This is a genomic window from Leadbetterella sp. DM7, from assembly GCF_040829825.2.
In the GTDB taxonomy this organism is placed as follows: domain Bacteria; phylum Bacteroidota; class Bacteroidia; order Cytophagales; family Spirosomataceae; genus Leadbetterella.
On the sequence record NZ_JBFOLH020000002.1, the window covers coordinates 261,294 to 282,351 of the forward strand.

The following is a 21,058-nucleotide window of genomic DNA, read 5'->3' on the forward strand; positions in this document are numbered from 1 at the left end:
TCCTGTTTATATTGAAAGCAGTTAAATGTTCCTGTTGCAGAATTCATGTATAACCTTTCAATATGTGACCTTGAGAAATTCAAAAATGGCAGGCGGATATTATACCAATTGTAATCCTGAATTCCGAAAGCCCTCTAATTGAATATCATTACTTGCCAGATCTGTTATCAGGACATCTATTTTCTCAAGATCTGCAACCTTAAATGCTTCTGTGCGCCCAAGTTTGCTTTGGTCTGCCAGTGCTATAATTTTTTTAGAGGACTTTATCATAGCCTGCTTCACTTCGGCATCTGCCCTGAATACCGCTGAAGTACCTAATTTACTGTCTACAGCACAGTTTCCCATAAAATAAACGTCAGCTATGTATCAAGGGTAAAAAGCCTGAAGCTATACCTGTCTCAGGACATGGTCAATTACAAAGATAAGGTCGCGGTATTTCATAACGGAAAACAGGTTTTCAAAGGAAAACTCCAACCGGATAATACCATTATGATGGAAGAGTTTCTAAAGACCAGGGACCGGGTATTCATTGTTTCAAATATCCTGAATATTGAGCTGTAGCAACCTCTCCTTCTCATACACGGAGGGCCAGAGTGTGGCCCCGTGAGGTTTTTAAGGTATATTTGGGTTTTGATATAGAAGATACAATATGAAACTCGCACTGATCGGCTACCAGATTCAGGAAAAATACAATAACGGCACCGTACGGGATGAAGACCAGGACCTTTTTGATTTTTTAAGCGGCAAGGGGCTGGACATTCACCGGGAAGTATGGAATGACCCGGCCGTAAACTGGACTGCTTATGACCTCGTTATCCTTAAATCTCCCTGGGATTACCACGAAAAGTACACCGGGTTTCTGAATTGGATGGACACCCTGGCACAACAGGGAGTACGGGTATTCAATTCTGCCGGAGTGGTCAGGTGGAACAGTGATAAGCATTATCTGAAAGATGTGCTCGATTCGGGACTTCCCGCCATTCCTACCCGCTATCTTGAAAAGGGCAGCATCATTGACCCGCAACACAATTATTTCAAAGAGCTCAATACCCCGCGCCTGGTCATCAAACCCTGTATCAGCGCCGGGGCCAAGAACACGGTGCTGGTCACGCCGGAGGAATTTCCCGAGCTGGTTCCGCTGATCCAGACCTGGCTGAAAGAGGAAGCCTACATGATCCAGCCTTTTGTAGAAGAAATACTCAACGGCGAGTGGTCGCTCCTGTTTTTCGGGGGTAAATACAGCCATAGCCTGCTGAAAACCCCGAAAGACCAGGATTTCAGGGTGCAACATTACCTCGGGGGAAAAGTGAGCTACCAAGAAGCAGATGGCGGGCTGGTAGAGCAGGCCGCTGCATTTGTTAACCGCTTCGCTGCTGACACCCTATATGCCCGGGTAGACGGTGTGGTGATCGGGGGCATTTTCCACCTGATGGAGCTGGAGCTGATTGAACCCTACCTCTTCCTAGATAACGTACCCGGAAGAATGGAGAATTATTACCGGGCGTTGAAAGATAAATTATAGGAAATTCACGGCTCTAAATTCCCATTTCAACCTGAAAACGGGCATGCCAGTCTTTCGAGACCCGGTTATCCCGGTGTATGTACCGGTTCAGCGAGGCTTCTGCCTGGAATTTAAACGCATGCTCCCAGATATACCGCGTAAGTCCCAGTGTATACTGATTCTGATCGGGTGTATATACCTGTATAGCATGCCCCGCCTTCTGCCTGCTGAAGCGCCCTATGATCTCGTAATCGGAAGGAAACAGATAACTGGCCTGGTAGTCTGTTCCGTGCCCCACATATACATATTCAGGAGCCCCGGCAGCCTGTATAAGCGGGTCTTTGGCGCTCCGGTCCATATACGCCAGCATGCCGGTAAATCCCCGGTACTTCAGCATGGCGTCAAGCAGCCAGCTGCTCTGGCTTCTGGCTTCTGAAAGCTCTTCCCCCAGAACTCCCTGTGATTTCAGGGCCCTGTCGTTGTAATTATAGGCTGCCGACAAAAGCACTTTAGGCCGGCTTTCTCTTTGAATATCTCCTTCAAACGTAGAGCCCGAATGAGCAAACGCGCCGAATGGAAACAGCTCTGCTTTACCCGTATACGAAAGTCCCTGATCTCCTTTTACCGTAGTGTTCCTGCCATTACCGGTTGTTACCGCCAGCTTCAGGTTATACGAAAACCGGTCTCTGTACTCGTTCAGGTTATGCACCTGGATACCGAAATCACGGTCAAGGTTGAATCGTGCATTGTTAATGCTCCGGTCGGTCAGTTGCAGGGCGCCTGATGAATTCACCCGCTGCCGGTTACCGGGCAGCTTGGTTTGCCCGAAGCTGAACGTCCAGAGCTCATTGGGGCGGTAAAAGATGACGGCGTCGCGTATCACGTTCAGGTTTCCTCCATCGTGAATCTCGCCCACATCTTCCGGTGCAAAAGAAAGCTGGATGGCATACAAAAATTGGGGACTGCCCACGTAGCCGTCAAAACGCAGGCGCAATCTTTTCACATAGGCGCCTATCGAAGATTCGCCTTCCTCATCTTCGGCAAACTCAGCCCTGTTCTGCATTCTGAACCGGATATTCAATTGAAAAAGGCTGTCAGGCGAGGTTATACCCAAGCCCTTACCAAAGTTATAGTACGGCAAAACCGATAGCTTCAGGTCGTTGTCTTCCCGGCCGGTCTTTCTTTTCTTCTCTTCTGTATCTTCCTGCGCCAGCAGGGGGCCGGCGGCAAACAGGGAGATCAGGAGAACAGGTAGTATCTTCATATCCATAAAACGTTCCGGGTAACCCGTTCGTGGTGCAATTGATTTACGAACTGGTGCTGAATTTTTCTTTAAGCCCTTCCAGGTATTCTATCCAGTTTCCTCCCGGCAGCCAGTCGGAGATCAGTGAAATGATCCTGGGGGCAAAGCCTTTCATAAAGTCATATAATTTACTTTCAGCGAGGGTAGATTCAGGAATACGGATACCGATTTTTTCGATGATCCATATAAAAATACTGATCCCGAAAGCTGCCGTTACAGCACCCAGCGTAGCTCCTAGAAGTCCGTCCAGCACACCCAGGAATGTAATACGGATAGCCTTTTTCATCAGGAGTCCTACCTGGCGGATCAGGAACAGGGAAGGCAGAAAAACCACAAAAAAGCTGAGGTAGGGTGAAAGCCACTTTAAGCGGTCGGTTCCCACGATATCCTCTACAATGCCCGACCCCAGGTACAGGAACTTAAAACCGATAATAATAGCGGCTATAAAAGCCGCTATACCGAAAATCTCGATCAGGAGACCCTTCCTGTACCCGTTAAATGCCCCTATGGCTATAGGAACAGAGAGAATCAGGTCAAATACCGACATAAATTACGCCAGGAGCTTTTTAGCCATTTCAGAGATAGCACGTCCTTCAGCCTTACCGGCCAGCTCTTTGGAGGCTACCCCCATTACCTTCCCTATTTCTGCGGGCGACTTCGCCCCTGTTTTCTCAATAATGGCTTTAACGGCTGCTTCCAGCTCTTCTTCAGACATAGCTGCCGGCAGGTAGGCTTCAATAATGGCTATTTCGGCCAGCTCCTTATCGAGCAGATCCTGCCGGTTCTGGCTCTTATAAATTTCAGCCGAATCTTTCCGTTGCTTCACTGCTTTCTGAAGGAGCTTCAGCTCATCGGCCTCGGTGATCTGCCCGTTGGCCCCCGGTTTGGTTTCTTCCAGCAAAATGGCCTTTTTAATATCTCTCAGTGCTAAAAGTCTTACCTGATCTTTGGCCAGCATGGCAGCCTTTATATCTGCATCAATCGTTACTTTTAATGACATTATCCGTTTGTTTTGGTATTTACACTTATAAAACCCTTAATTTTGGTGTATTAATTCGGGATTACAAAAATGACAAAATTATCGGTCAATATCAATAAAATAGCCACATTAAGAAATTCGAGGGGCGGTAATGTACCTGACCTCCTCCGGGTAGCTGCTGATTGCGAAAGGTTCGGTGCCCAGGGCATCACCGTTCATCCCCGGCCTGATGAGCGCCACATCCGCTACCAGGATGTATTTGACCTGAAAAAACAGGTAAGCACCGAATTCAATATCGAAGGGAACCCTACCGAAGGCCGTTTCCGGGAAGTGGTGCTGACCGTAAAACCGGAGCAGGTGACCCTTGTACCCGACGCCCTGGGTGCCCTCACTTCCAACGCCGGGTGGGACACGATCCGGCACCGGGAAAAATTAAAGGAGCTGGTCAGAATGTACAAGGCAGAAGGCATACGGGTATCGATCTTCGTAGATGCCGTACCCGAAATGGTAGAAGCAGCTGCAGAAACCGGTACCGACCGGGTAGAGCTTTACACGGAATCGTATGCCTCCGGCTTTGCAGAAAGCCCTGAAAAGGCCATAGCACCTTTTATCATAGCTGCAGAAGCCGCTCAGAAAGCAGGCCTAGGCCTGAACGCTGGCCACGATCTCAGCCTGGAAAACCTGGAATACTTTCACAAAAACATTCCTGGCCTGCTGGAAGTATCCATAGGCCACGCGCTGATCTCGGATGCCCTCTATTACGGCCTGGAGAACACCATACAGATGTACCTGCGCAAACTGAATTAAAGGCATTATAAAACCGCCCGCCTGATATAATTCTTTGTAAGGCAATAGTAAATACTTTTTTTACTAACTTTACCGGAATTACCTAAGCAGGATTTTTATGATTTTCAATAAAAAAATAGTAGTAGTTCTTCCCGCTTACAATGCTGCTGCCACATTAGAAAAGACATACAGTGAAATTCCGTTCGACCTGGTCGATGAGGTAGTCCTGGTAGATGATGCTTCCCGCGACAACACCATTGAAGTAGCCCGGGAAGTGGGCATTAAGCACATTGTTTCCCACGAAAAAAATAAAGGCTACGGCGGAAACCAGAAAAGCTGCTATCAAAAAGCGCTGGAGCTGGGTGCAGATATTGTCATCATGCTTCACCCTGACTATCAATACACGCCCAGGCTGATCCCCGTGATGTCGTATATGATTGCCAGCGAGCTCTACCCGGTGGTACTGGCCTCGCGTATCCTGGGCAACGGGGCCCTGCGTGGAGGCATGCCCCTCTATAAATACGTTGCCAACCGGGTACTTACTTTTATGCAGAACCTGGTCATCAACCAGAAGCTTTCAGAATACCATACCGGCTACCGCGCCTTTTCAGCAGATGTTCTCCGGAACATTAATTTCGAAGAGAATTCCGATGATTTTGTTTTTGACAACCAGATGCTGTGCCAGATCTTCAATAAGGGCTACGAAATAGGAGAAGTGACCTGTCCTACAAAATATTTCAAAGAGGCTTCCTCCATCAATTTCCGGAGAAGCGTTATCTATGGATTGGGCTGCCTGGAAACTTCCGTCAAATATTTCCTGCACCGGAAAAACGTGATCAACGAAAAGATCTTCCGGTAAGACTTTCGGGGCTTTCGTATCGTGCAAATACCGGCAATAAAGCCTACCTTTGGCAAAACAATTGGTGTATGTCAGGGTCAGCACTAAAGACCACCCGTTTAAGCCTCCTTTCTAACGTTCTTCTGGCCATTATCAAATGGGTAACCGGGGTGCTGGGCAATTCGTATGCTTTAATCGCTGACGCCATTGAGTCTACGTCTGACATTTTTGCTTCGCTGCTGGTATTGCTCGGAATCAAATATTCCAGCCGGCCGGCCGACAAAAACCACCCCTACGGACACGGACGGGCCGAACCCCTCATCACTTTCCTGGTTGTGGTTTTCCTGCTGGTATCTGCTTTCGTTATTGCCTGGCAAAGCATCAACAACATCCGGGTTCCTCATGAAGCTCCCCATGCCTTCACCTTATGGGTGTTGGGCGGAATTATCCTTTGGAAAGAGCTTTCCTACCGTTGGGTAATGCAAAACGGGATTAAAAGCAACAGCTCTTCCCTGAAAGCCGAAGCCTGGCACCACCGGGCCGATGCGCTCACTTCAGTAGCCGCTTTTACAGGTATTTCCATTGCCCTTATTATGGGAAAAGGCTACGAATCAGCCGACGACTGGGCCGCCCTTTTTTCCTCTGTCCTGATTGCCTATAATGCCTACCGGATCTTCCGGCCGGCCCTGGGGGAGATCATGGATGAGCAGAATTACGACGAACTGAAAATCGAAATCCGCTGTGTTTCAGCCGGAGTTACAGGCGTGGAAGATACCGAAAAGCTGTATATCCGTAAAGTAGGCATGAAATACCACGTAGACCTGCACGCCATGGTCAAAGGAACCTTAACCGTAAAAGAGGGGCACGATATTGCTCACCGGTTAAAAGATACCCTGCTGGAAAAGATTCCTTCCATAGAAAACGTTTTAATACATATTGAACCGGATAAGTAGCGGTGAATTCCGGGTAGTGAATAATGGGCAACCAGCGGCTTTAACTCATTACCCGGAACTTACCACTCCGAATTAACATATACCATGAAATAGCCATGAGCAGTCAGCTATCAGCTATCAGAAGTCGGGCACACCAACCGGCCCATGAATAAGCGCTCCGCCGCTGCGGCTGATAGCTGAAGGCTGAAAGCTAAAATTTTATACAGATGAAAATATTACCCCTTCTCTTCATTTCCCTCTCCCTGTTTTCCTGCTCCCGTAAAGAGCAGCTGGAAGACCGGCTGAATGCCCTGGTTAAAGATAAAAAGCTGCAGGTGGGTGTGGCCGTGCTGGACATGAAAACCGGTGAACTCACCGAAATCAATGGCCGGGAGAATTTCCCGCTGCAATCCGTTTTTAAGTTTCATATTGCTGCCAAAGTGCTGGATGAAGTAGACCAGGGAAAGCTTCACCTGGATCAGCAGGTGGCGATCCGGTCTTCAGAGATCCTCGAAAATACCTGGAGCCCTTTACGCGACGAACACGGCAAAAAAGATCTGAGCATGCGCCTCGACAGCCTGATTTACTACATGGTATCGGTCAGCGACAATAACGCCTGCGACATCCTCCTCCGCCGTGTAGGAGGCCCCGGAGCCGTCAATGATTATATCCGTTCCTTAGGCATTTCCGGTACCCGGATTGAGGTCAATGAAGAAGAAATGCACCAGGACTGGGAAACCCAGTTCCGGAACGTGGCTACCCCGGTATCCGTAGTAGAAATACTTAAGAAGTTCTACCAGCGCGAGTTTCTTTCAGGAAACATGCATGACTTTCTCTGGGCCCAGATGGCTTATTCTTCTACCGGCAAAAAGCGCCTTAAAGCCGGGGTACCGGCGGATGCAACGGTAGCCCACAAAACCGGAACTTCCGGCCGCAATGCCGAAGGCCTGTCTGCCGCTACCAACGATGCCGGAATTATCCTGCTTCCTGACGGTCACACGTACATCATTGCCGTCTTCGTCACTGAGTCACAGGAAAGCGACGAGGTCAATGAAAAGATAATAGCGGATATTGCGAAGGTTATTACCGCCCGATAATTTCCTGGCGACCCGCTAGATTAAATTACCCTTAAAAATGAGAGTGGGAAGCTCTGTTGCCTGGATTTTAAATCTACATTAGTATATGTTTACAGGATCAATCTTCAGACTTTAAACAGGAATAATGATGAAAACGTCCATTCTATGCCTGGGATTTTCCCTGTTCGTATTGTAAAGCCAGGATCGCGCACCAGGCGGCCCTGACTTCCTGTTTTTCCAGGAGCTGCTTCGCCAGGGCAAGATACTCTCCCGAGGCATGCTCCTGCTTAAAGGAGCCTACTTCATTGCTATCCGGTAAACGGTGGATATTGCCCAGCCGGCCCAGGTCATTTCCTGTAAAAAGCGGGTTATCCCGGATAAACGCCGGGATACAATCTACGCCTACTCCCACCTGAACATTGGGCTTTGCCACCTCAAAAACAGCCTCTCCCGAAGCCCGGCAATACCAGTCGCCGCCCATTCGTGCCACCCAGTCGGTTTTCAGCGGATCTATCCGGCCGTTTTCATCCAAAAGCTCTTCGGAAACATGGGCCAGCAGCACTTCGCAGATCACCAGGTTGGGAGCCCCGCCCTGGTCACCCAGGCTTACAATCTGCCTGATCCTGCATTCAAAAGCTACTTTTGATTCAGCCACCCGGGGCGGTTTTACCTTTACGGAAGACACCGGGGTAAACCCGGCCTTGATAAATTCGTTCACGCCCCTGGGATATTCGCAGCTGGCCAGTGAAACCTGTTCCACCATGCTGTAGTCAACCATGTTGATGACCACCTCGTCTACTTCATAAACGTTATTCAGCGTATCTTTCCCGCTGTTATCCCGCACCCGCTTGTTGGGAGAAAACACCAGGGTGGGCGGGTTACTTCCAAATGCATTAAAGAAGCTGAAAGGGCTCAGGTTAACGTTTCCTTCCCGGTCTGTTGTACTGGCAAAAGCAATGGGCCGGGGAGCCACAGAGCTGAGCAGGTACGAATGAAATTCAGCCGTGGAAACCTCTTTGGGGTCTATGGTTTTCATAAAAATGTTGGGTTATTAGGAGCAACCGTCTTACCTGGCCGGCAAAACGGTATTGCTTACCTCGCCGAAATCTACGCGTATATTGCCTTTTTCCGCATAGCCGCGGATCGTCAGCGTATCGCCGTCTTCCAGGAATGCCCTTTCCGTGCCGTCTTCCAGCACAATAGGGTTCTTTCCGCCCCAGGTCAGCTCCAGCATAGATCCGAAGCTGCCGGGCTCCCTGCCCGAGATCGTGCCGGAGGCCAGCAAGTCACCAACCTGCAGGTTACAGCCGGTAACGGTATGGTGGGCAATCTGCTGGGGGACGGTCCAGTACAGGTGCTTAAAATTCGAGCGGCTGATTACTTTCTCTACTCCATTGGCGGTAGTAAGCAGCACTTCCAGGTGAATGTCAAACTGGTTGCGGTTCTTAGCCTGCAGGTACGGCAGCACTTCGGGGTCCTGCTGTGGCGCCTCCACCCTGAACGGTTCAAGCGCTTCTACAGGGATCACCCAGGGTGAAACGGAGGAAAAAAAGTTCTTGGCCAGGAAAGGCCCTAACGGCACGTATTCCCAGGCCTGTATATCGCGGGCCGACCAGTCGTTAAACAGCTGGAACCCGAAAACATATTCTTCCGCCTCATCTACAGGAATCGGTTCGCCATGTGCATTGGCCTTCCCGATAACAGCGGCCATTTCGAGCTCAAAATCCAGCCGGCGGGTTTCAGAAAAGACCGGCGAAGCCGCTCCGGCAGGTTTGATCTGTCCTTTCGGCCGGTGAAACGGGGTCCCCGATACAAAGATAGAGCTGGCCCGGCCGTGGTAACCCACGGGCAGGTGTTTCCAGTTGGGTAAAAGCGCCTGCTCCGGGTCGCGGAACATCACTCCCACGTTATAGGCATGCTGCTCGGAAGAGTAGAAATCGGTATAGTCGCCCACCTTTACCGGGAGGTGCAGGTCTACCCGCTGGTAGTAAAAATAGGCCTCCATAATCTCCGGGGTAGGATTTTTCAGCAGCTTCTGAAGTAAGCTTCTCACCGCATTGGTCTTTTTCCTGCCCAAGGCAATAAAGTCATTGAGGTAAGGCTGGCTGAAAACGGGCCGTGGAATATCGAGGTCATCAAAGAGGCCCTCATTGGCCAGGAAAGAGAGGTCCACCACTTTATCATCCACGGCCGTAGCCAGGCATTTTTTAGACTCTCCGAAAGAAAAAATCCCAAAGGGAATAGTATCCGTAGAAAAATTCATAGACGGGTTTGAGACATAGCTGGTAAATATATAACGAAAAAGAAGGCCGAATCACTCCAACCATGACCGATAATATTTCCCGTCGTCAATCCGGAGCGCTTCAGCGGTCAGGCTCAGGGGGCGGAAAGTGTCAATCATCACAGCCAGCTCGTGTGTTTCGGTCTGGCCCACAGACCGCTCATAGGCACCCGGTGCGGGACCGTGTGGAATCCCGCCCGGATGCAGGGTGATGTGCCCTTTTTCGATATTGTTCCGGCTCATAAAATCGCCGTCTACATAATACAGCACCTCGTCTGAGTCAATATTGGAATGGTTATAGGGTGCCGGAATACTTTGCGGGTGGTAGTCGTACATGCGGGGACAAAACGAGCAAACCACAAATGCCGATGTTTCAAATGTCTGGTGAACAGGAGGCGGCTGGTGAATCCTGCCGGTAATGGGTTCAAAATTATGAATCGAAAAACCGTAAGGATAATTGTAGCCGTCCCACCCTACCACATCAAAAGGATGCGTAGGGTAAAGCATGTCATACAAAACGCCTTCTTTTTTGATCTTTATCAGGAAATCACCCTTTTCGTCGTGGGTCTCCAGGTCTTGCGGAAGCTTATAATCACGCTCGCAGAAAGGCGAATGCTCCAGCAGCTGCCCGAACCAGTTCCGGTAGCGCCTGGGCGTATATATGGGGTGGAAGCTTTCTGCAAAAAGCAGGCGGTTATCTTCCGTATCAAAGTCTACCTGGTATATAATTCCGCGCGGAATGACCAGGTAGTCCCCGTATTCAAAAGGGATGTTCCCCAGCTGTGTACGCAGGGTACCCCTCCCCTGGTGAATGAAAAGCAGCTCGTCAGCATCTGCATTCTTGTAAAAATAATTGCGGAGCGACTTCCGTGGAGCAGCCAGGCCGATATGGATATCCTTATTCACGAGCAGGGCTTTGCGGCTGTCGAGGTAATCGTCTTCCGGGCTGACCTCAAATCCTTTGAGCAGGCGGGCTTTGATCCCTTTTTCTATGGCGACCTGGGGCCTGACATCTTTTTCCCCCAGGATCTCCTTTACCATGGTAGGCCGGTAAACCTGGTACATAAGGGTAGACATGCCGTCAAACCCGATGGTGCCGAACAGCTGTTCGTAATACAGGCCGCCGTCCGGTTTCCTGAACTGTACATGGCGCTTGGCCGGTATTTTTCCTGATTTATGATAGACAGGCATATGAATTCTATGACAAACGTTTTACAAATTTCCCCTTCTCGCCTGCTCTCTTTCAATGGCTTCAAACAGGGCTTTAAAGTTCCCTTTACCGAAAGAAGTAGCCCCGCGGCGCTGGATGATCTCGAAAAACATGGTGGGCCGGTCGGTAACGGGTTTCGTAAAGATCTGCAGGAGGTAACCTTCCTCATCGCGGTCTACCAGTATATTCAGGTCCCTGATCTCTTTCAGGTCTTCCCTGATGATCCCTACCCTTTCGGTCAGGTCTTCGTAGTAGGTATCGGGCACTTCCAGGAACTCCACCCCGTTGGCTCTCAGGCGGGATACGGTTTCCACGATGTCGTTTGTAGCTACCGCCAGGTGCTGTACCCCTGCACCGTTGTAAAATTCAATGTATTCTTCAATCTGCGACTTCCGTTTGCCGTCGGCCGGCTCGTTAATCGGGAATTTCACGTACCCGTTGCCGTTCGAAACCACCTTCGACATCAGGGCGGAGTATTCGGTAGATATATCTTCGTCGTCAAATGTAATAAGCAACCTGAAGCCCAGCACGTCTTCGTAAAATTTCACCCATTCGTTCATTTCGCCCAGCTCCACATTTCCCACGCAGTGATCAATGTACTGCAAGCCCACATCACCTTTAAAGGTCAGGCTTTCATAGGGTTCATACCCCGGCAGGAAAGGGCCGTCATACCGGCTTCGCTCTACAAATGTGTGTACGGTATCGCCATACGTACGGATCGAAGCCGTCACCACTTCACCGTATTCATCTTTCAGCACCCGGGGCTCATGCACCGGCACAGCACCCCGCTTCACGGTTTCTTCAAACGACTTCCGGGCATCGTCTACCCAAAGGGCCAGCACTTTTACCCCGTCGCCGTGGCATTTAACATGTTCGGCAATCTCCGTATTTCCTTTCAGGTCTCCGGTGAGCACCAGCCGGATCTTGCCCTGCTGCAACACGTAAGAGACCTTGTTTTTCAGTCCTGTTTCGGGCCCGGCATAGGCCACCGTTTTAAAGCCAAAAGCCATTTCGTAGTAAAAAGCCGCCTGCTTGGCGTTTCCTACGTACAATTCTACGTAATCGGTGCCTTTCAAGGGCAGGAAGTCGGTGGTTACAGGTGCTTCTTCGGCTGCTAAAGTTTCCATTGGAGATTGAATTTTCTTGTAAAATTCCCACATATTATGGTATTTGTCCAATATAATTTACTTACTTTGTAATAAGTTTTACTTATGATAAACCATACGAGGCATATAAGTCATATATAGTTAATCTGATATGCCTTATATGACTTTATGGTTTTAACAAACTTATATGCCTTATATGGTTTAAACCAATGGAACTACGGCAATTGAAATATTTTGTTGAGGTAGCAGATAAGCAGCATTTCGGGCGGGCCGCCGAGCAGCTTTTTATTTCCCAGCCCGCGCTGAGCCAGCAGATCCGGCTGCTGGAAGAGAACCTGGGCGTGGAGCTACTGGACACCACCGCCCGGAAAAACTACCGCAAGGTAAAGCTGACCCCGGCAGGCGAACATTTCCTGGCCGAAGCCAGGAAGCTCCTGCTGCAGGCCGGCAGGCTGGAAGAAACCACAAGGCAGATAGCCCGGCAGAACCAGGTTTTGCGGCTGGGCGTTTACAAGGCTTTACTGAAAGAGCGGATCGTGGAGTTTATAGAAGCCTTCAGCCGTGCCCGGCCCTATACGGAGATCTCAATCCATGAGTACGACAATTACCTGGAAGTTCAGGATGCGCTCCTGGACCGGGAAATTGACCAGGGACTTACCCTTTACCCGGTTATTCATCCCACGCTGAAGTATGAAATACTGAAAACCGGCGGACTGTCACTTATCCTCTCCAAAAACCACCCTATGGCCGGCCGGGAGGTGCCCGTAGAGCATCTTCTGAAGAACGGGAAATGGATAGAGCTTTCACGGAAGGTTCACCCCGTATACAAAGAGATAGAAGACCGGTGCCACGCACTGGGCATCCAGCGGCAGATCATCCAGGAGGTCAGCTCGCTTAACCTGCTTATCAGCCTGGTAGGCCTCAATAACGGCATAGGCTTTGCCCCTTCGCTCTTTGATTTCAGCGCTGAGCCGGGTATCCTGGTGAAATCACTGGAGAATACCGTTTTCGGTGATATCCGGATCTGCCATATCCTGGCCCGGACCTGATTCAGGAAGGATTCAGCAAGCCGGCGATCTCCTCGCGCAGGGCTGCGCTACGGATCAGGTCAGGCTGCTCCTGCAGCTCTTTGACCAGGATAATGTTTTTACGCAGCAAAGCAGCAATCTGCTCTTCGTTAAGGGTAGTCAGGCAGGTGATTGGGTAGAGCCCTTTCTGGTCAATAAGGTTCTTCAGGCTATGGCCGGCGGGGTAATCCCACGAGAGGAGCTCCAGCCCGTAATACCTGCTGAAATCGATGCTGTCCTGGGTAAAGTAGGAATTGGTCACCAGCATGCCCGATGTAAACTCCATTTCCTCGTCCCAGAACCGGTATTTTTTGTCCGAAATATCTTTCACCCGCGACAGCACATACATGGGGGTAGTAACCGATATCCGGGCCTCACTGGTATTCCTGAATTTACATTCTATCCATATCAGCTGCCCGTCTTTAGCGGCGATCACATCGGCTTCATGGGTGACCGCATGCCCGGGGATATGCTTGCTGTGCAGGGTTTTGTATCCCAGGTTTTCCAGGAATTTGGCGATCCACTTTTCAAAGTAATAGCCGGCAGGCCCCAGCTTCATGAGCGCTTTTTTCAGGCTGTAGCGGGCGGCATAGGCATTGGAGTAATTCCGGAGCAGCTCATGCGCCCACTGGTACAGCTGGCGGGTGCTCATGCCTTCGTACATCCTGCCCAGGATCTCTTCCAGGACATGATCTACCTGGTATTCGGGGGCTCCTGATTTCAGGAGAGACGTTTTGAACCGGCTTTCATCAAAGACGGTTTCTTCCCCGTTATCTTTCAGTAATTTCATTGGAATTGAACAGGTTCAGGTAACCGGGGCCTTATCACTGAAAGCCCCGGTTGTCCTTCCTTATTTTTGGGCAGCTTTTGCCTGCTGCATCGGGTTACCGCCTGTAGAGGCGCCTCTAGGAACACCCGACATCCGGAAAGCTTCAAAGCGGCTTACCTTTGATGTATTTCTCGGCCATACATTGTTGTCTTCATCAATGTCGGCTGTTTCCCGGTAAGGATCCAGCTTCACGGCTTTCACTTCTTTGGCTTTGGCAAATACCTTGGTCACTTCGTTCTCGTTTTTCCTCCAGATATAGGCAGAAATCCGCTCTACTTCTTTCGTACCGTCGGTATATTCCCACTCAATGATCAGCGGCATCACCAGCCCGCCGATATTTTTGAAGTTGATCTCGTAAAAATGGTATTGCTGCTCATTGCTTTTTGAGCGGGCAAAGTCGGCTTTTTCTTTTTCACTTACGGCAAAGCGATCCCATTTGTTGTAAAAATCCAGCAGGCTGGTATCGGCTTCCACCGCATATTTCAGTCCTTCTTCCTTATTCCTTTTCCGGGAAATATCGTCCAGGTCGCGGTCAAAAGCAGCTGATTTTTCTTTCGCGACCCTTTCCGGGTCTTTATCGTTCAGCATGTAATGCTTCACATCTTCTATGGAAATATCTACCGGCTCAATGTCATAGAACCACCCTCTCCAGAACCAGTCGAGGTCAACTGCAGATGCATCTTCCATGGTGCGGAAGAAATCGGCCGGTGTAGGGTGCTTGAAGGCCCACCGGGTAGCATATTCTTTAAAGGCAAAGTCGAACAGCTCCCTTCCCATAATGGTTTCCCGGAGAATATTCAGGCCGGTAGCCGGCTTGGCATAGGCATTGGGGCCGAACTGAACAATGTTTTCCGAGTTGGTCATGATAGGCTCCAGCTGGTCTTTCGGTAGCTTCATGTAGTCGGTGATCATAAAAGCAGGGCCTCTTTTTGACGGGTAGCCCGGCTCCCACGCCTGCTCGGTCAGGTATTGCACAAAGGTGTTCAGGCCTTCGTCCATCCAGGTCCATTGTCTTTCGTCGGAGTTAACAATCATAGGGAAGAAGTTATGCCCTACTTCGTGGATGATCACGCCGATCATACCGTATTTGGTGGCTTCCGAGTAGGTTCCGTCTTCTTCTGTACGGCCGTAGTTAAAACAGATCATCGGGTATTCCATACCGTTAGCCGCTTCTACCGAAATGGCTACCGGGTAAGGGTAGGAAATGGTATGCTTCGAATAGTTTCTCAGGGTATGAGCCACCACTTTGGTCGAGTATTTGCGGTACAGGCCGTAAGCCTCGGGGCCATAATACGACATGGCCATCGGGGTATTTCCTTCAATGCCGTCGGTTTTCATGGCATCCCATACCAGCCGGCGGGAAGAAACAAAGGCAAAGTCACGCACGTTCTTTGCTTCGTAGGTCCAGGTCTTCTTCGTGGTTGCTTTTGAGCGGATAGCGCTCTCCATTTCAGCTTTGGTCACCACTTCTACCGGTTCCCGGGTTTCATTCTGGGCTGCTTTCCATCTTTTCAGCTGATCGGCCGAAAGCACCTTGTCGTAGTTCAGGCAAACGCCTGTAGCTCCTACCACGTGGTCAGCAGGTACGGTAATATTGACTTTGTAATCGCCAAAGGCCAGCGCAAATTCGCCGCGGCCGGTAAATTGCTTGTGCTGCCATCCCTGGAAGTCGGAGTAAACAGCCATACGCGGGAACCACTGGGTAATGGTGTACAGGTAGTTATCGTCTTTGGCGAAATACTCGTATCCACCCCGGCCGCCTTCTTTCATCCGGTCGGAGATATTGTAATTCCAGTCTACTTTAAAGACAAATTTAGTGCCGGGTCTCAACGGGGCCGGCAGGTCGATGCGCATCATGGTATAATTGATGGTGTAAGGCAATGCTTTGCCTGTAGCATCTGTTACTTTCATGATGTTCACGCCAAATTCTTTTGTTGGCTTCTGGGTCATGGACCGGATCTGGTTTTCCGATACCCTGGCGGTAATTCTGCTGCCGTCAAACGACTTGCTCTCCGCATTGGATGCATGCTGGTTTTCGTCGAGCTGCAGCCAGAGATAACTCAGCGGATCAGGCGAGTTATTGGTATAGGTGATGGTTTCGGAGCCGGTGATTTTCTGGTTGCTGTCGTCAAGCTCTACGTTGATCACGTAGTCTGCCTTCTGCTGCCAGTAGTTCGGGCCGGGGGCTCCTGAAGCCGAACGGTACATATTGGGATCGCTCATAATGGTACCCAACTGCTCAAATTTGTTCCCGTGATTGGAAGTAGGGTTGTTCCGGATGTTCTGGGCACAGACACTTCCGGCCAGAAAGCTCAGGACGATGACTAATTTTTTCATTTTTTAATTCTAAAATATATTACCAATTCTTTCGATGCACATAATCAATGCTATGCCAAATATAGCAGATGATAAAAACATATTCCAGTCTCTGCGGGAAACTTTGAAATATTTTATGGCCAATTGTGCCACCAGCAGTACCACCAGCACGATGATCACCTGCCCGAACTCCAGCCCCACATTAAACCCGAAAAGCGGCACAAGCAGGTCAGATTCGCCCCCCAGCAGGCTTCTTAAATAATTGGAGAAGCCCGCTCCGTGAATAAGTCCAAAAAAGGCAGCCACCGCATATTTGAAGCTCCGGTGCTCCTGCTGCCCGCCCAGGATATTCCCGAGAGCGGTTACGACTATCGACAGGGGGATCAAGAATTCAATCAGGTCGGAGTTGATACTTATTACATTCAGAACACTGAGAGCCAGTGCTATAGAGTGGCCGATCGTAAAGGCAGTGACCAGGATAAGCACCTTTTTCCAGTTGTTGAGGGTATAAATACCGCACAAAGCCGTTACGAAAAGAATGTGGTCATATCCACCCAAATCCAGTATATGCTGCCAGCCCAGCTCAAAATAAAGTGAAAATATATCCAAATGCATATGCTTATTAATTGGCAAATATGGTATTTATTTGACGTTTAATTGTTATTTCAGAAGAAGAAATATGCTTTATATCCCGTTTTTGTGGCTATTCTGGCTGCATCCTTTCTATGTCAGTGTCACCACCATCGAGCAAAGCCGCGATAAAACTTCGCTGGAAATCACTTCACGGATTTTTTACGATGACCTCGAAGTGGCCCTCAAAGATGAGTTCGGCGGAAAAACAGACCTGAACAACACGGCACAAAGCCAGCAGAATTCAGACCTGATCCGGCAGTATTTCAACCGGCATTTCAAAGTCAGGATAGACGGGAAAGCCGTAAACGCTGAATTCCTGGGCTTCTCTATTGAGCATGAGGCCGCCTGGTGCTTCCTGGAAGTAAAAGGCATTACCTCTGTACAAAAAATAGAAGTGTATGACAACCTGCTTTACTCCTCTTTCAAAGAGCAGATCCATATTTTTCACCTGAACATCAACGGCAGGAAGAAGAGTACGAAACTGAGTAACCCGGATACGCAGGCCCGATTTGAATTTTAATCCTAAAACAAATCGGCTTTTTAGAACATCTCTTGCAATTTTCTTCCTAACTTGCTCTTTTCAACCCAAATGAATATGAATTTCCCGGGGCTTATCCGGGCCCCGGAATCCTCTTTCACCCATGAAAAAAATTCTTCTCCTCATCGCCGTTGCTTTCTGGAGTTGTTCTTCCAAAGAAACAGCTGACCTGGTCGTGATCAATGCCCGGGTGTATACCGTTAATTCGCGGTTTACCACAGCAGAAGCTTTTGCCGTAAAAGACGGCAAGTTTATCCGGGTAGGTACCACCCGGGAGATCCAGCGGAAATATAAGGCAAAAGAGACCATTGATGCCCGGGGAAAACCGGTATATCCCGGTTTTTACGATGCCCATGCCCATTTCCCCAGCCTGGCGGAGTTTTTAGGACAGGTGGATCTGAACGGCTCAAAGTCATTTGAAGAAGTAGTGAACCGGCTCAAAGCCTGGGAGCAGAACAACCCCGGCAAAGACTGGATCATTGGTGGCGGGTGGGACCAGAATCTCTGGCCCGGAAAGCAGTTTCCGACCAAAGACCTGCTGGATAAGGCTTTCCCGGACAAGGCAGTATTCCTGAGCCGCGTGGATTACCATGCGGCGGTAGTCAACTCGAAGGCCCTGGCGCTGAACCATATAACGGACATAAAAGAAGTACCGGGCGGGCTCATTGGCGGGAAAAACAATGTACCTGACGGCCTGCTGGTAGACAATGCCATGGACCTGATCCATATTCCGCCGCCATCGGAAGAAGAATTCCTGAAGCTGTTGCAGGTTGCCCAGGACTCCCTGTTCTCAGTAGGACTCACCAGTATTATTGATGCCGGTCTGCCGGTCAGCACCCTCGAGCTGATGAAAAAATTCTATGCCGACGGGAAGCTGAAAATCAGGGACTACGCCATGGTATCGGCCTCCCCGGAAAGCATAGACGACTACATTCAAAGAGGATTCTACGAATCGGACCGGCTGGAGATCAAATCTTTCAAAATACTGGGCGACGGCGCACTGGGTTCGCGCGGGGCCTGCCTGCTGGAGCGTTATCATGACGCCCCTACCAAAGGTTTTCTTCTCCATAGCCCGGAAGAGCTGGATAAGATGATTGAGAAGATCTCCAACAGCCCCTTCCAGGCCAATGCTCACGCTATCGGCGACTCGGCCAACCGCATCCTCCTCGACCTCTACGGGAAGCACCTGACCAACAATGCCAACCGCCGCTGGCGCATTGAGCATGCCCAGATTGTTTCACCTACCGACTTTCCAAAATTTGCCCAGTTCCGGATCATTCCTTCCATCCAGCCCACGCATGCCACTTCCGATATGTATTGGGCAAAAGACCGGATAGGCCAGGAAAGAATGAAAGGCGCTTATGCGTATAAGCACCTCCTGAATGAATACGGCAAAGTAGCGATAGGCAGCGATTTCCCGGTAGAGCATTTTAACCCGCTTTACGGTTTTCATGCTGCCGTGGCCCGTGTAGATGCCAAAGGATACCCCAAAGGCGGCTTCCAGATGCAGGACGTGCTCTCGCGTGAGGAAACCCTGAAGGGCATGACCCTGTGGGCGGCCTATTCCTGTTTCCAGGAATACCGGCGGGGCAGCATTGAGAAGGGCAAGGATGCCGATTTTATTATCCTGGAAAACGATATCATGACCCTGCCCGCCGAAAAGCTGAGAACGGTGAAGACCCTGCGTACGGTAGTGGGGGGAGAAACGGTATTTCTGCGGGAGAATCCATAATTCCGGGTACAGAGCAGCACGTACCGGGTAAGGACAAAAATCAACCGGGGAGGCTTCATTCAGAAGCCTCCCGCCTTAAATAAAAATAGCAGAATGACCTTTTTTATTATCTTACTGAGCCTGGCCTGCCTGATTGTACTTATTTCGTACTTCAAGGTAAATGCTTTTCTCTCCTTTTTGCTGGTTTCCATTGCTACGGGTCTTGCCCTGGGCATACCTTCTGACAGCATCATTACATCAGTGGAAAAAGGCATAGGCGGGATCATGGGGAGCCTTACGCTCATCCTGGTACTGGGCGCCATGCTGGGAAAGCTGGTAGCAGAAAGCGGTGCGGCTGACCGCATAGCTGCCGTGATGGTCAGGGTGTTCGGAGAGAAATATATGCGTTGGGGGCTGACCGTTACCGGTTTTATTGTGGGTATCCCGCTCTTTTACGGCGTGGGATTTGTGCTGCTGGTACCCCTGATCTTCTCCATTGTTTACAAATACAAGCTCCCGGCGGTGTATATCGGCCTGCCTATGCTGGCTGCCCTGTCGGTCACGCACGGGTTTATTCCGCCGCACCCTTCTCCGGTAGCGCTGGTTACCCTGTTTCATGCCGACATGGGCCTTACCCTGATCTACGGGCTCATGATAGCCATTCCGGCCATCGTTCTGGGCGGACCAATTTTTTCAAAGACCCTGACCGGCATACAGGCGGCCCCGTCGGCCCTTTTCCAGCCTAAAGAAACCGGGCAGGCCCAGCTACCGGGCACGGCCAACAGCTTTATTACCGCCCTGTTTCCTGTTTTTGCCCTGATCCTGTTTACTGTTCTCACGTATACCGTGTCTGGTGTGGGCACCCTCAAGCTCATTCATTTCCTCGGAAACCCCTCTATGGTGATGATCCTGGCGCTGCTGCTGGCTACCTATACCCTGGGGATCGGGCAGGGCAAAAGTATGGTGTGGCTCATGAAAGTATACGAAGAAGCGGTTAAAGACATCGCCATGATTCTTCTCATTATAGCCGGCTCCGGCATTTTCAAGCAGGTGATGGAAGACAGCGGCGTGAGCATGCAGATAGCCGTCAGCCTCCAGGAGCTGAACATTCACCCGCTTATCCTGGCCTGGGTTATTACGGCGGTTATCCGCGGATGCGTGGGTTCTGCCACGGTGGCAGCGCTTACGGCCGGCGGCGTGCTGCTGCCCCTGGTTACGTCTTCAGGCGTAGATCCTAACCTGATGGCTTTATCCATTGGTGCGGGGAGCCTCATGTTCTCTCATGTCAATGACTCCGGCTTCTGGTTATTCAAAGAGTATTTCGGAATCAGTGTGAAAGACACGTTCCGTTCCTGGTCTATGATGGAAGCCATTGTCTCTCTTACCGGGCTGACCGGGGTTTTACTGTTGCAACTGATCATTCAATAAATTTATATGTATAACGCAGACGAACAATTTGAAAAGCTGGGCTTGTCTCTCCCTCCCGCACCCGCACCCAAGGGCGTTTACAAGCCCTGTCTTACCGACGGCAAATACCTCTATCTTTCAGGCCACGGGCCGGTGCAGGATGATGCCTCGCTGATCATCGGGCGGATAGGCCGTGAAATGGATGCCGACGAAGGAAAACGGGCCGCACGGCAGGTTGGGCTGACCATGCTTTCAACCATTAAAACCAACCTGGGCAGCCTGAATAAGATAAAACGGGTGATCAAAGTGCTGGGTATGGTCAACTGTACCCCTGAATTTGAGCACCATCCGTTTATTATTAACGGATGCAGTGAGTTGTTTGCTTCGGTATGGGGCGAAGAAAACGGCATAGGCGTAAGAAGCGCTGTAGGTTTTGGCTCCCTGCCCGACAATATTCCCGTAGAAATAGAAGCCCTTTTTGAATTGTATTAAATAGCGGTGAGCTTTGAGCCCGGATATACGACCCTCATAACTCAAAGCTCACG

The 21,058-nt window shown here is 50.1% G+C and carries 22 protein-coding genes; 11 read left to right on the top strand and 11 right to left on the bottom strand.

Annotation, left to right across the window (positions count from 1 at the left end):
* Window positions 1–99: 99 nt before the first annotated feature.
* A complete protein-coding gene (locus AB2U10_RS03075; protein WP_367914250.1) occupies window positions 100–363 on the bottom strand; it encodes a DeoR/GlpR family DNA-binding transcription regulator in 264 nt (87 codons plus the stop codon).
* Between the two features lie 42 nt (window positions 364–405).
* Here AB2U10_RS03075 and AB2U10_RS03080 point away from each other — a divergent pair, with 42 nt between their 5' ends.
* Together AB2U10_RS03080 and AB2U10_RS03085 are read left to right on the top strand one after the other, a co-directional pair.
* Window positions 406–561, top strand: coding sequence for a hypothetical protein (locus AB2U10_RS03080; RefSeq protein ID WP_367914124.1), 156 nt, complete (start codon window positions 406–408; stop codon window positions 559–561).
* Between the two features lie 88 nt (window positions 562–649).
* Complete coding sequence (locus AB2U10_RS03085) at window positions 650–1,522, top strand: ATP-grasp domain-containing protein (protein ID WP_367914125.1); 873 nt, start codon at window positions 650–652, stop codon at window positions 1,520–1,522.
* 13 nt (window positions 1,523–1,535) lie between these two features.
* On the opposite strand, the gene AB2U10_RS03090 is transcribed toward AB2U10_RS03085, so the two are convergent.
* From AB2U10_RS03090 to AB2U10_RS03100, 3 genes are read right to left on the bottom strand one after another with little or no spacing between them, the layout of a single operon-like run.
* The gene (locus AB2U10_RS03090) at window positions 1,536–2,765 is read right to left on the bottom strand and encodes a porin (RefSeq protein WP_367914126.1); all 1,230 of its coding nucleotides are present in this window, start codon (window positions 2,763–2,765) and stop codon (window positions 1,536–1,538) included.
* Between the two features lie 43 nt (window positions 2,766–2,808).
* Window positions 2,809–3,351: a CvpA family protein gene (locus tag AB2U10_RS03095; protein WP_367914127.1), complete on the bottom strand. Its 543-nt coding sequence runs from the start codon at window positions 3,349–3,351 to the stop codon at window positions 2,809–2,811.
* A 3-nt stretch (window positions 3,352–3,354) separates the two neighbouring features.
* Window positions 3,355–3,804 carry a GatB/YqeY domain-containing protein gene (locus AB2U10_RS03100; protein WP_367914128.1) on the bottom strand — a complete coding sequence of 150 codons (450 nt, stop codon included), beginning with the start codon at window positions 3,802–3,804 and terminating at the stop codon, window positions 3,355–3,357.
* A gap of 69 nt (window positions 3,805–3,873) precedes the next feature.
* Between AB2U10_RS03100 and AB2U10_RS03105 the strand changes: the two genes are divergently transcribed.
* The 4 genes from AB2U10_RS03105 to bla all read left to right on the top strand — a co-directional run bounded on the left by AB2U10_RS03105 (window position 3,874) and on the right by bla (window position 7,436).
* Window positions 3,874–4,590: a pyridoxine 5'-phosphate synthase gene (locus AB2U10_RS03105; RefSeq protein WP_367914129.1), complete on the top strand. Its 717-nt coding sequence runs from the start codon at window positions 3,874–3,876 to the stop codon at window positions 4,588–4,590.
* 97 nt (window positions 4,591–4,687) lie between these two features.
* A complete protein-coding gene (locus AB2U10_RS03110) occupies window positions 4,688–5,428 on the top strand; it encodes a glycosyltransferase family 2 protein (RefSeq protein ID WP_367914130.1) in 741 nt (246 codons plus the stop codon).
* Between the two features lie 68 nt (window positions 5,429–5,496).
* Complete coding sequence (locus AB2U10_RS03115; RefSeq protein WP_367914131.1) at window positions 5,497–6,360, top strand: cation diffusion facilitator family transporter; 864 nt, start codon at window positions 5,497–5,499, stop codon at window positions 6,358–6,360.
* A 206-nt stretch (window positions 6,361–6,566) separates the two neighbouring features.
* On the top strand, window positions 6,567–7,436 hold the full coding sequence (bla, locus tag AB2U10_RS03120) for a class A beta-lactamase, subclass A2 (RefSeq protein WP_367914132.1): 870 nt from the start codon (window positions 6,567–6,569) through the stop codon (window positions 7,434–7,436).
* A 142-nt stretch (window positions 7,437–7,578) separates the two neighbouring features.
* Here bla and AB2U10_RS03125 read toward each other — a convergent pair whose 3' ends face one another.
* Genes AB2U10_RS03125 through hppD form a run of 4 tightly spaced genes read right to left on the bottom strand, consistent with a single transcriptional unit; the run spans window position 7,579 to window position 12,033 of the window.
* Window positions 7,579–8,451 (bottom strand): flavin reductase family protein, encoded by an 873-nt coding sequence (locus AB2U10_RS03125; protein WP_367914133.1) that lies wholly within the window; start codon window positions 8,449–8,451, stop codon window positions 7,579–7,581.
* 30 nt (window positions 8,452–8,481) lie between these two features.
* Window positions 8,482–9,678, bottom strand: coding sequence for a fumarylacetoacetase (fahA, locus tag AB2U10_RS03130; protein ID WP_367914134.1), 1,197 nt, complete (start codon window positions 9,676–9,678; stop codon window positions 8,482–8,484).
* Between the two features lie 51 nt (window positions 9,679–9,729).
* The gene (locus AB2U10_RS03135; protein WP_367914135.1) at window positions 9,730–10,887 is read right to left on the bottom strand and encodes a homogentisate 1,2-dioxygenase; all 1,158 of its coding nucleotides are present in this window, start codon (window positions 10,885–10,887) and stop codon (window positions 9,730–9,732) included.
* Between the two features lie 21 nt (window positions 10,888–10,908).
* Window positions 10,909–12,033 (bottom strand): 4-hydroxyphenylpyruvate dioxygenase, encoded by a 1,125-nt coding sequence (gene hppD / locus AB2U10_RS03140; protein ID WP_367914136.1) that lies wholly within the window; start codon window positions 12,031–12,033, stop codon window positions 10,909–10,911.
* Window positions 12,034–12,221: 188 nt separating this feature from the next.
* Here hppD and AB2U10_RS03145 point away from each other — a divergent pair, with 188 nt between their 5' ends.
* The gene (locus AB2U10_RS03145; protein WP_367914137.1) at window positions 12,222–13,061 is read left to right on the top strand and encodes a LysR family transcriptional regulator; all 840 of its coding nucleotides are present in this window, start codon (window positions 12,222–12,224) and stop codon (window positions 13,059–13,061) included.
* 1 nt (window position 13,062) lies between these two features.
* Here the strand turns inward: AB2U10_RS03145 and AB2U10_RS03150 are convergent, their stop codons facing one another.
* The 3 genes from AB2U10_RS03150 to AB2U10_RS03160 are packed head-to-tail and all read right to left on the bottom strand — an operon-like array spanning window position 13,063 to window position 16,839.
* Window positions 13,063–13,869 carry a restriction endonuclease gene (locus AB2U10_RS03150; protein WP_367914138.1) on the bottom strand — a complete coding sequence of 269 codons (807 nt, stop codon included), beginning with the start codon at window positions 13,867–13,869 and terminating at the stop codon, window positions 13,063–13,065.
* A 60-nt stretch (window positions 13,870–13,929) separates the two neighbouring features.
* Window positions 13,930–16,245 (bottom strand): M1 family metallopeptidase, encoded by a 2,316-nt coding sequence (locus tag AB2U10_RS03155; RefSeq protein ID WP_367914139.1) that lies wholly within the window; start codon window positions 16,243–16,245, stop codon window positions 13,930–13,932.
* A gap of 9 nt (window positions 16,246–16,254) precedes the next feature.
* Window positions 16,255–16,839, bottom strand: coding sequence for a HupE/UreJ family protein (locus AB2U10_RS03160; RefSeq protein WP_367914140.1), 585 nt, complete (start codon window positions 16,837–16,839; stop codon window positions 16,255–16,257).
* Window positions 16,840–16,870: 31 nt separating this feature from the next.
* Here AB2U10_RS03160 and AB2U10_RS03165 point away from each other — a divergent pair, with 31 nt between their 5' ends.
* The 4 genes from AB2U10_RS03165 (at window position 16,871) to AB2U10_RS03180 (ending at window position 21,005) form a co-directional block, all read left to right on the top strand.
* A complete protein-coding gene (locus AB2U10_RS03165) occupies window positions 16,871–17,377 on the top strand; it encodes a DUF6702 family protein (RefSeq protein ID WP_367914141.1) in 507 nt (168 codons plus the stop codon).
* A gap of 121 nt (window positions 17,378–17,498) precedes the next feature.
* Entirely contained in the window at window positions 17,499–19,127 is a 1,629-nt protein-coding gene (locus AB2U10_RS03170) for an amidohydrolase (RefSeq protein ID WP_367914142.1), read from the top strand.
* A 93-nt stretch (window positions 19,128–19,220) separates the two neighbouring features.
* Window positions 19,221–20,534: a gluconate:H+ symporter gene (locus AB2U10_RS03175; RefSeq protein WP_367914143.1), complete on the top strand. Its 1,314-nt coding sequence runs from the start codon at window positions 19,221–19,223 to the stop codon at window positions 20,532–20,534.
* A 6-nt stretch (window positions 20,535–20,540) separates the two neighbouring features.
* Window positions 20,541–21,005 carry a RidA family protein gene (locus AB2U10_RS03180; RefSeq protein ID WP_367914144.1) on the top strand — a complete coding sequence of 155 codons (465 nt, stop codon included), beginning with the start codon at window positions 20,541–20,543 and terminating at the stop codon, window positions 21,003–21,005.
* Window positions 21,006–21,058 lie beyond the last annotated feature (53 nt).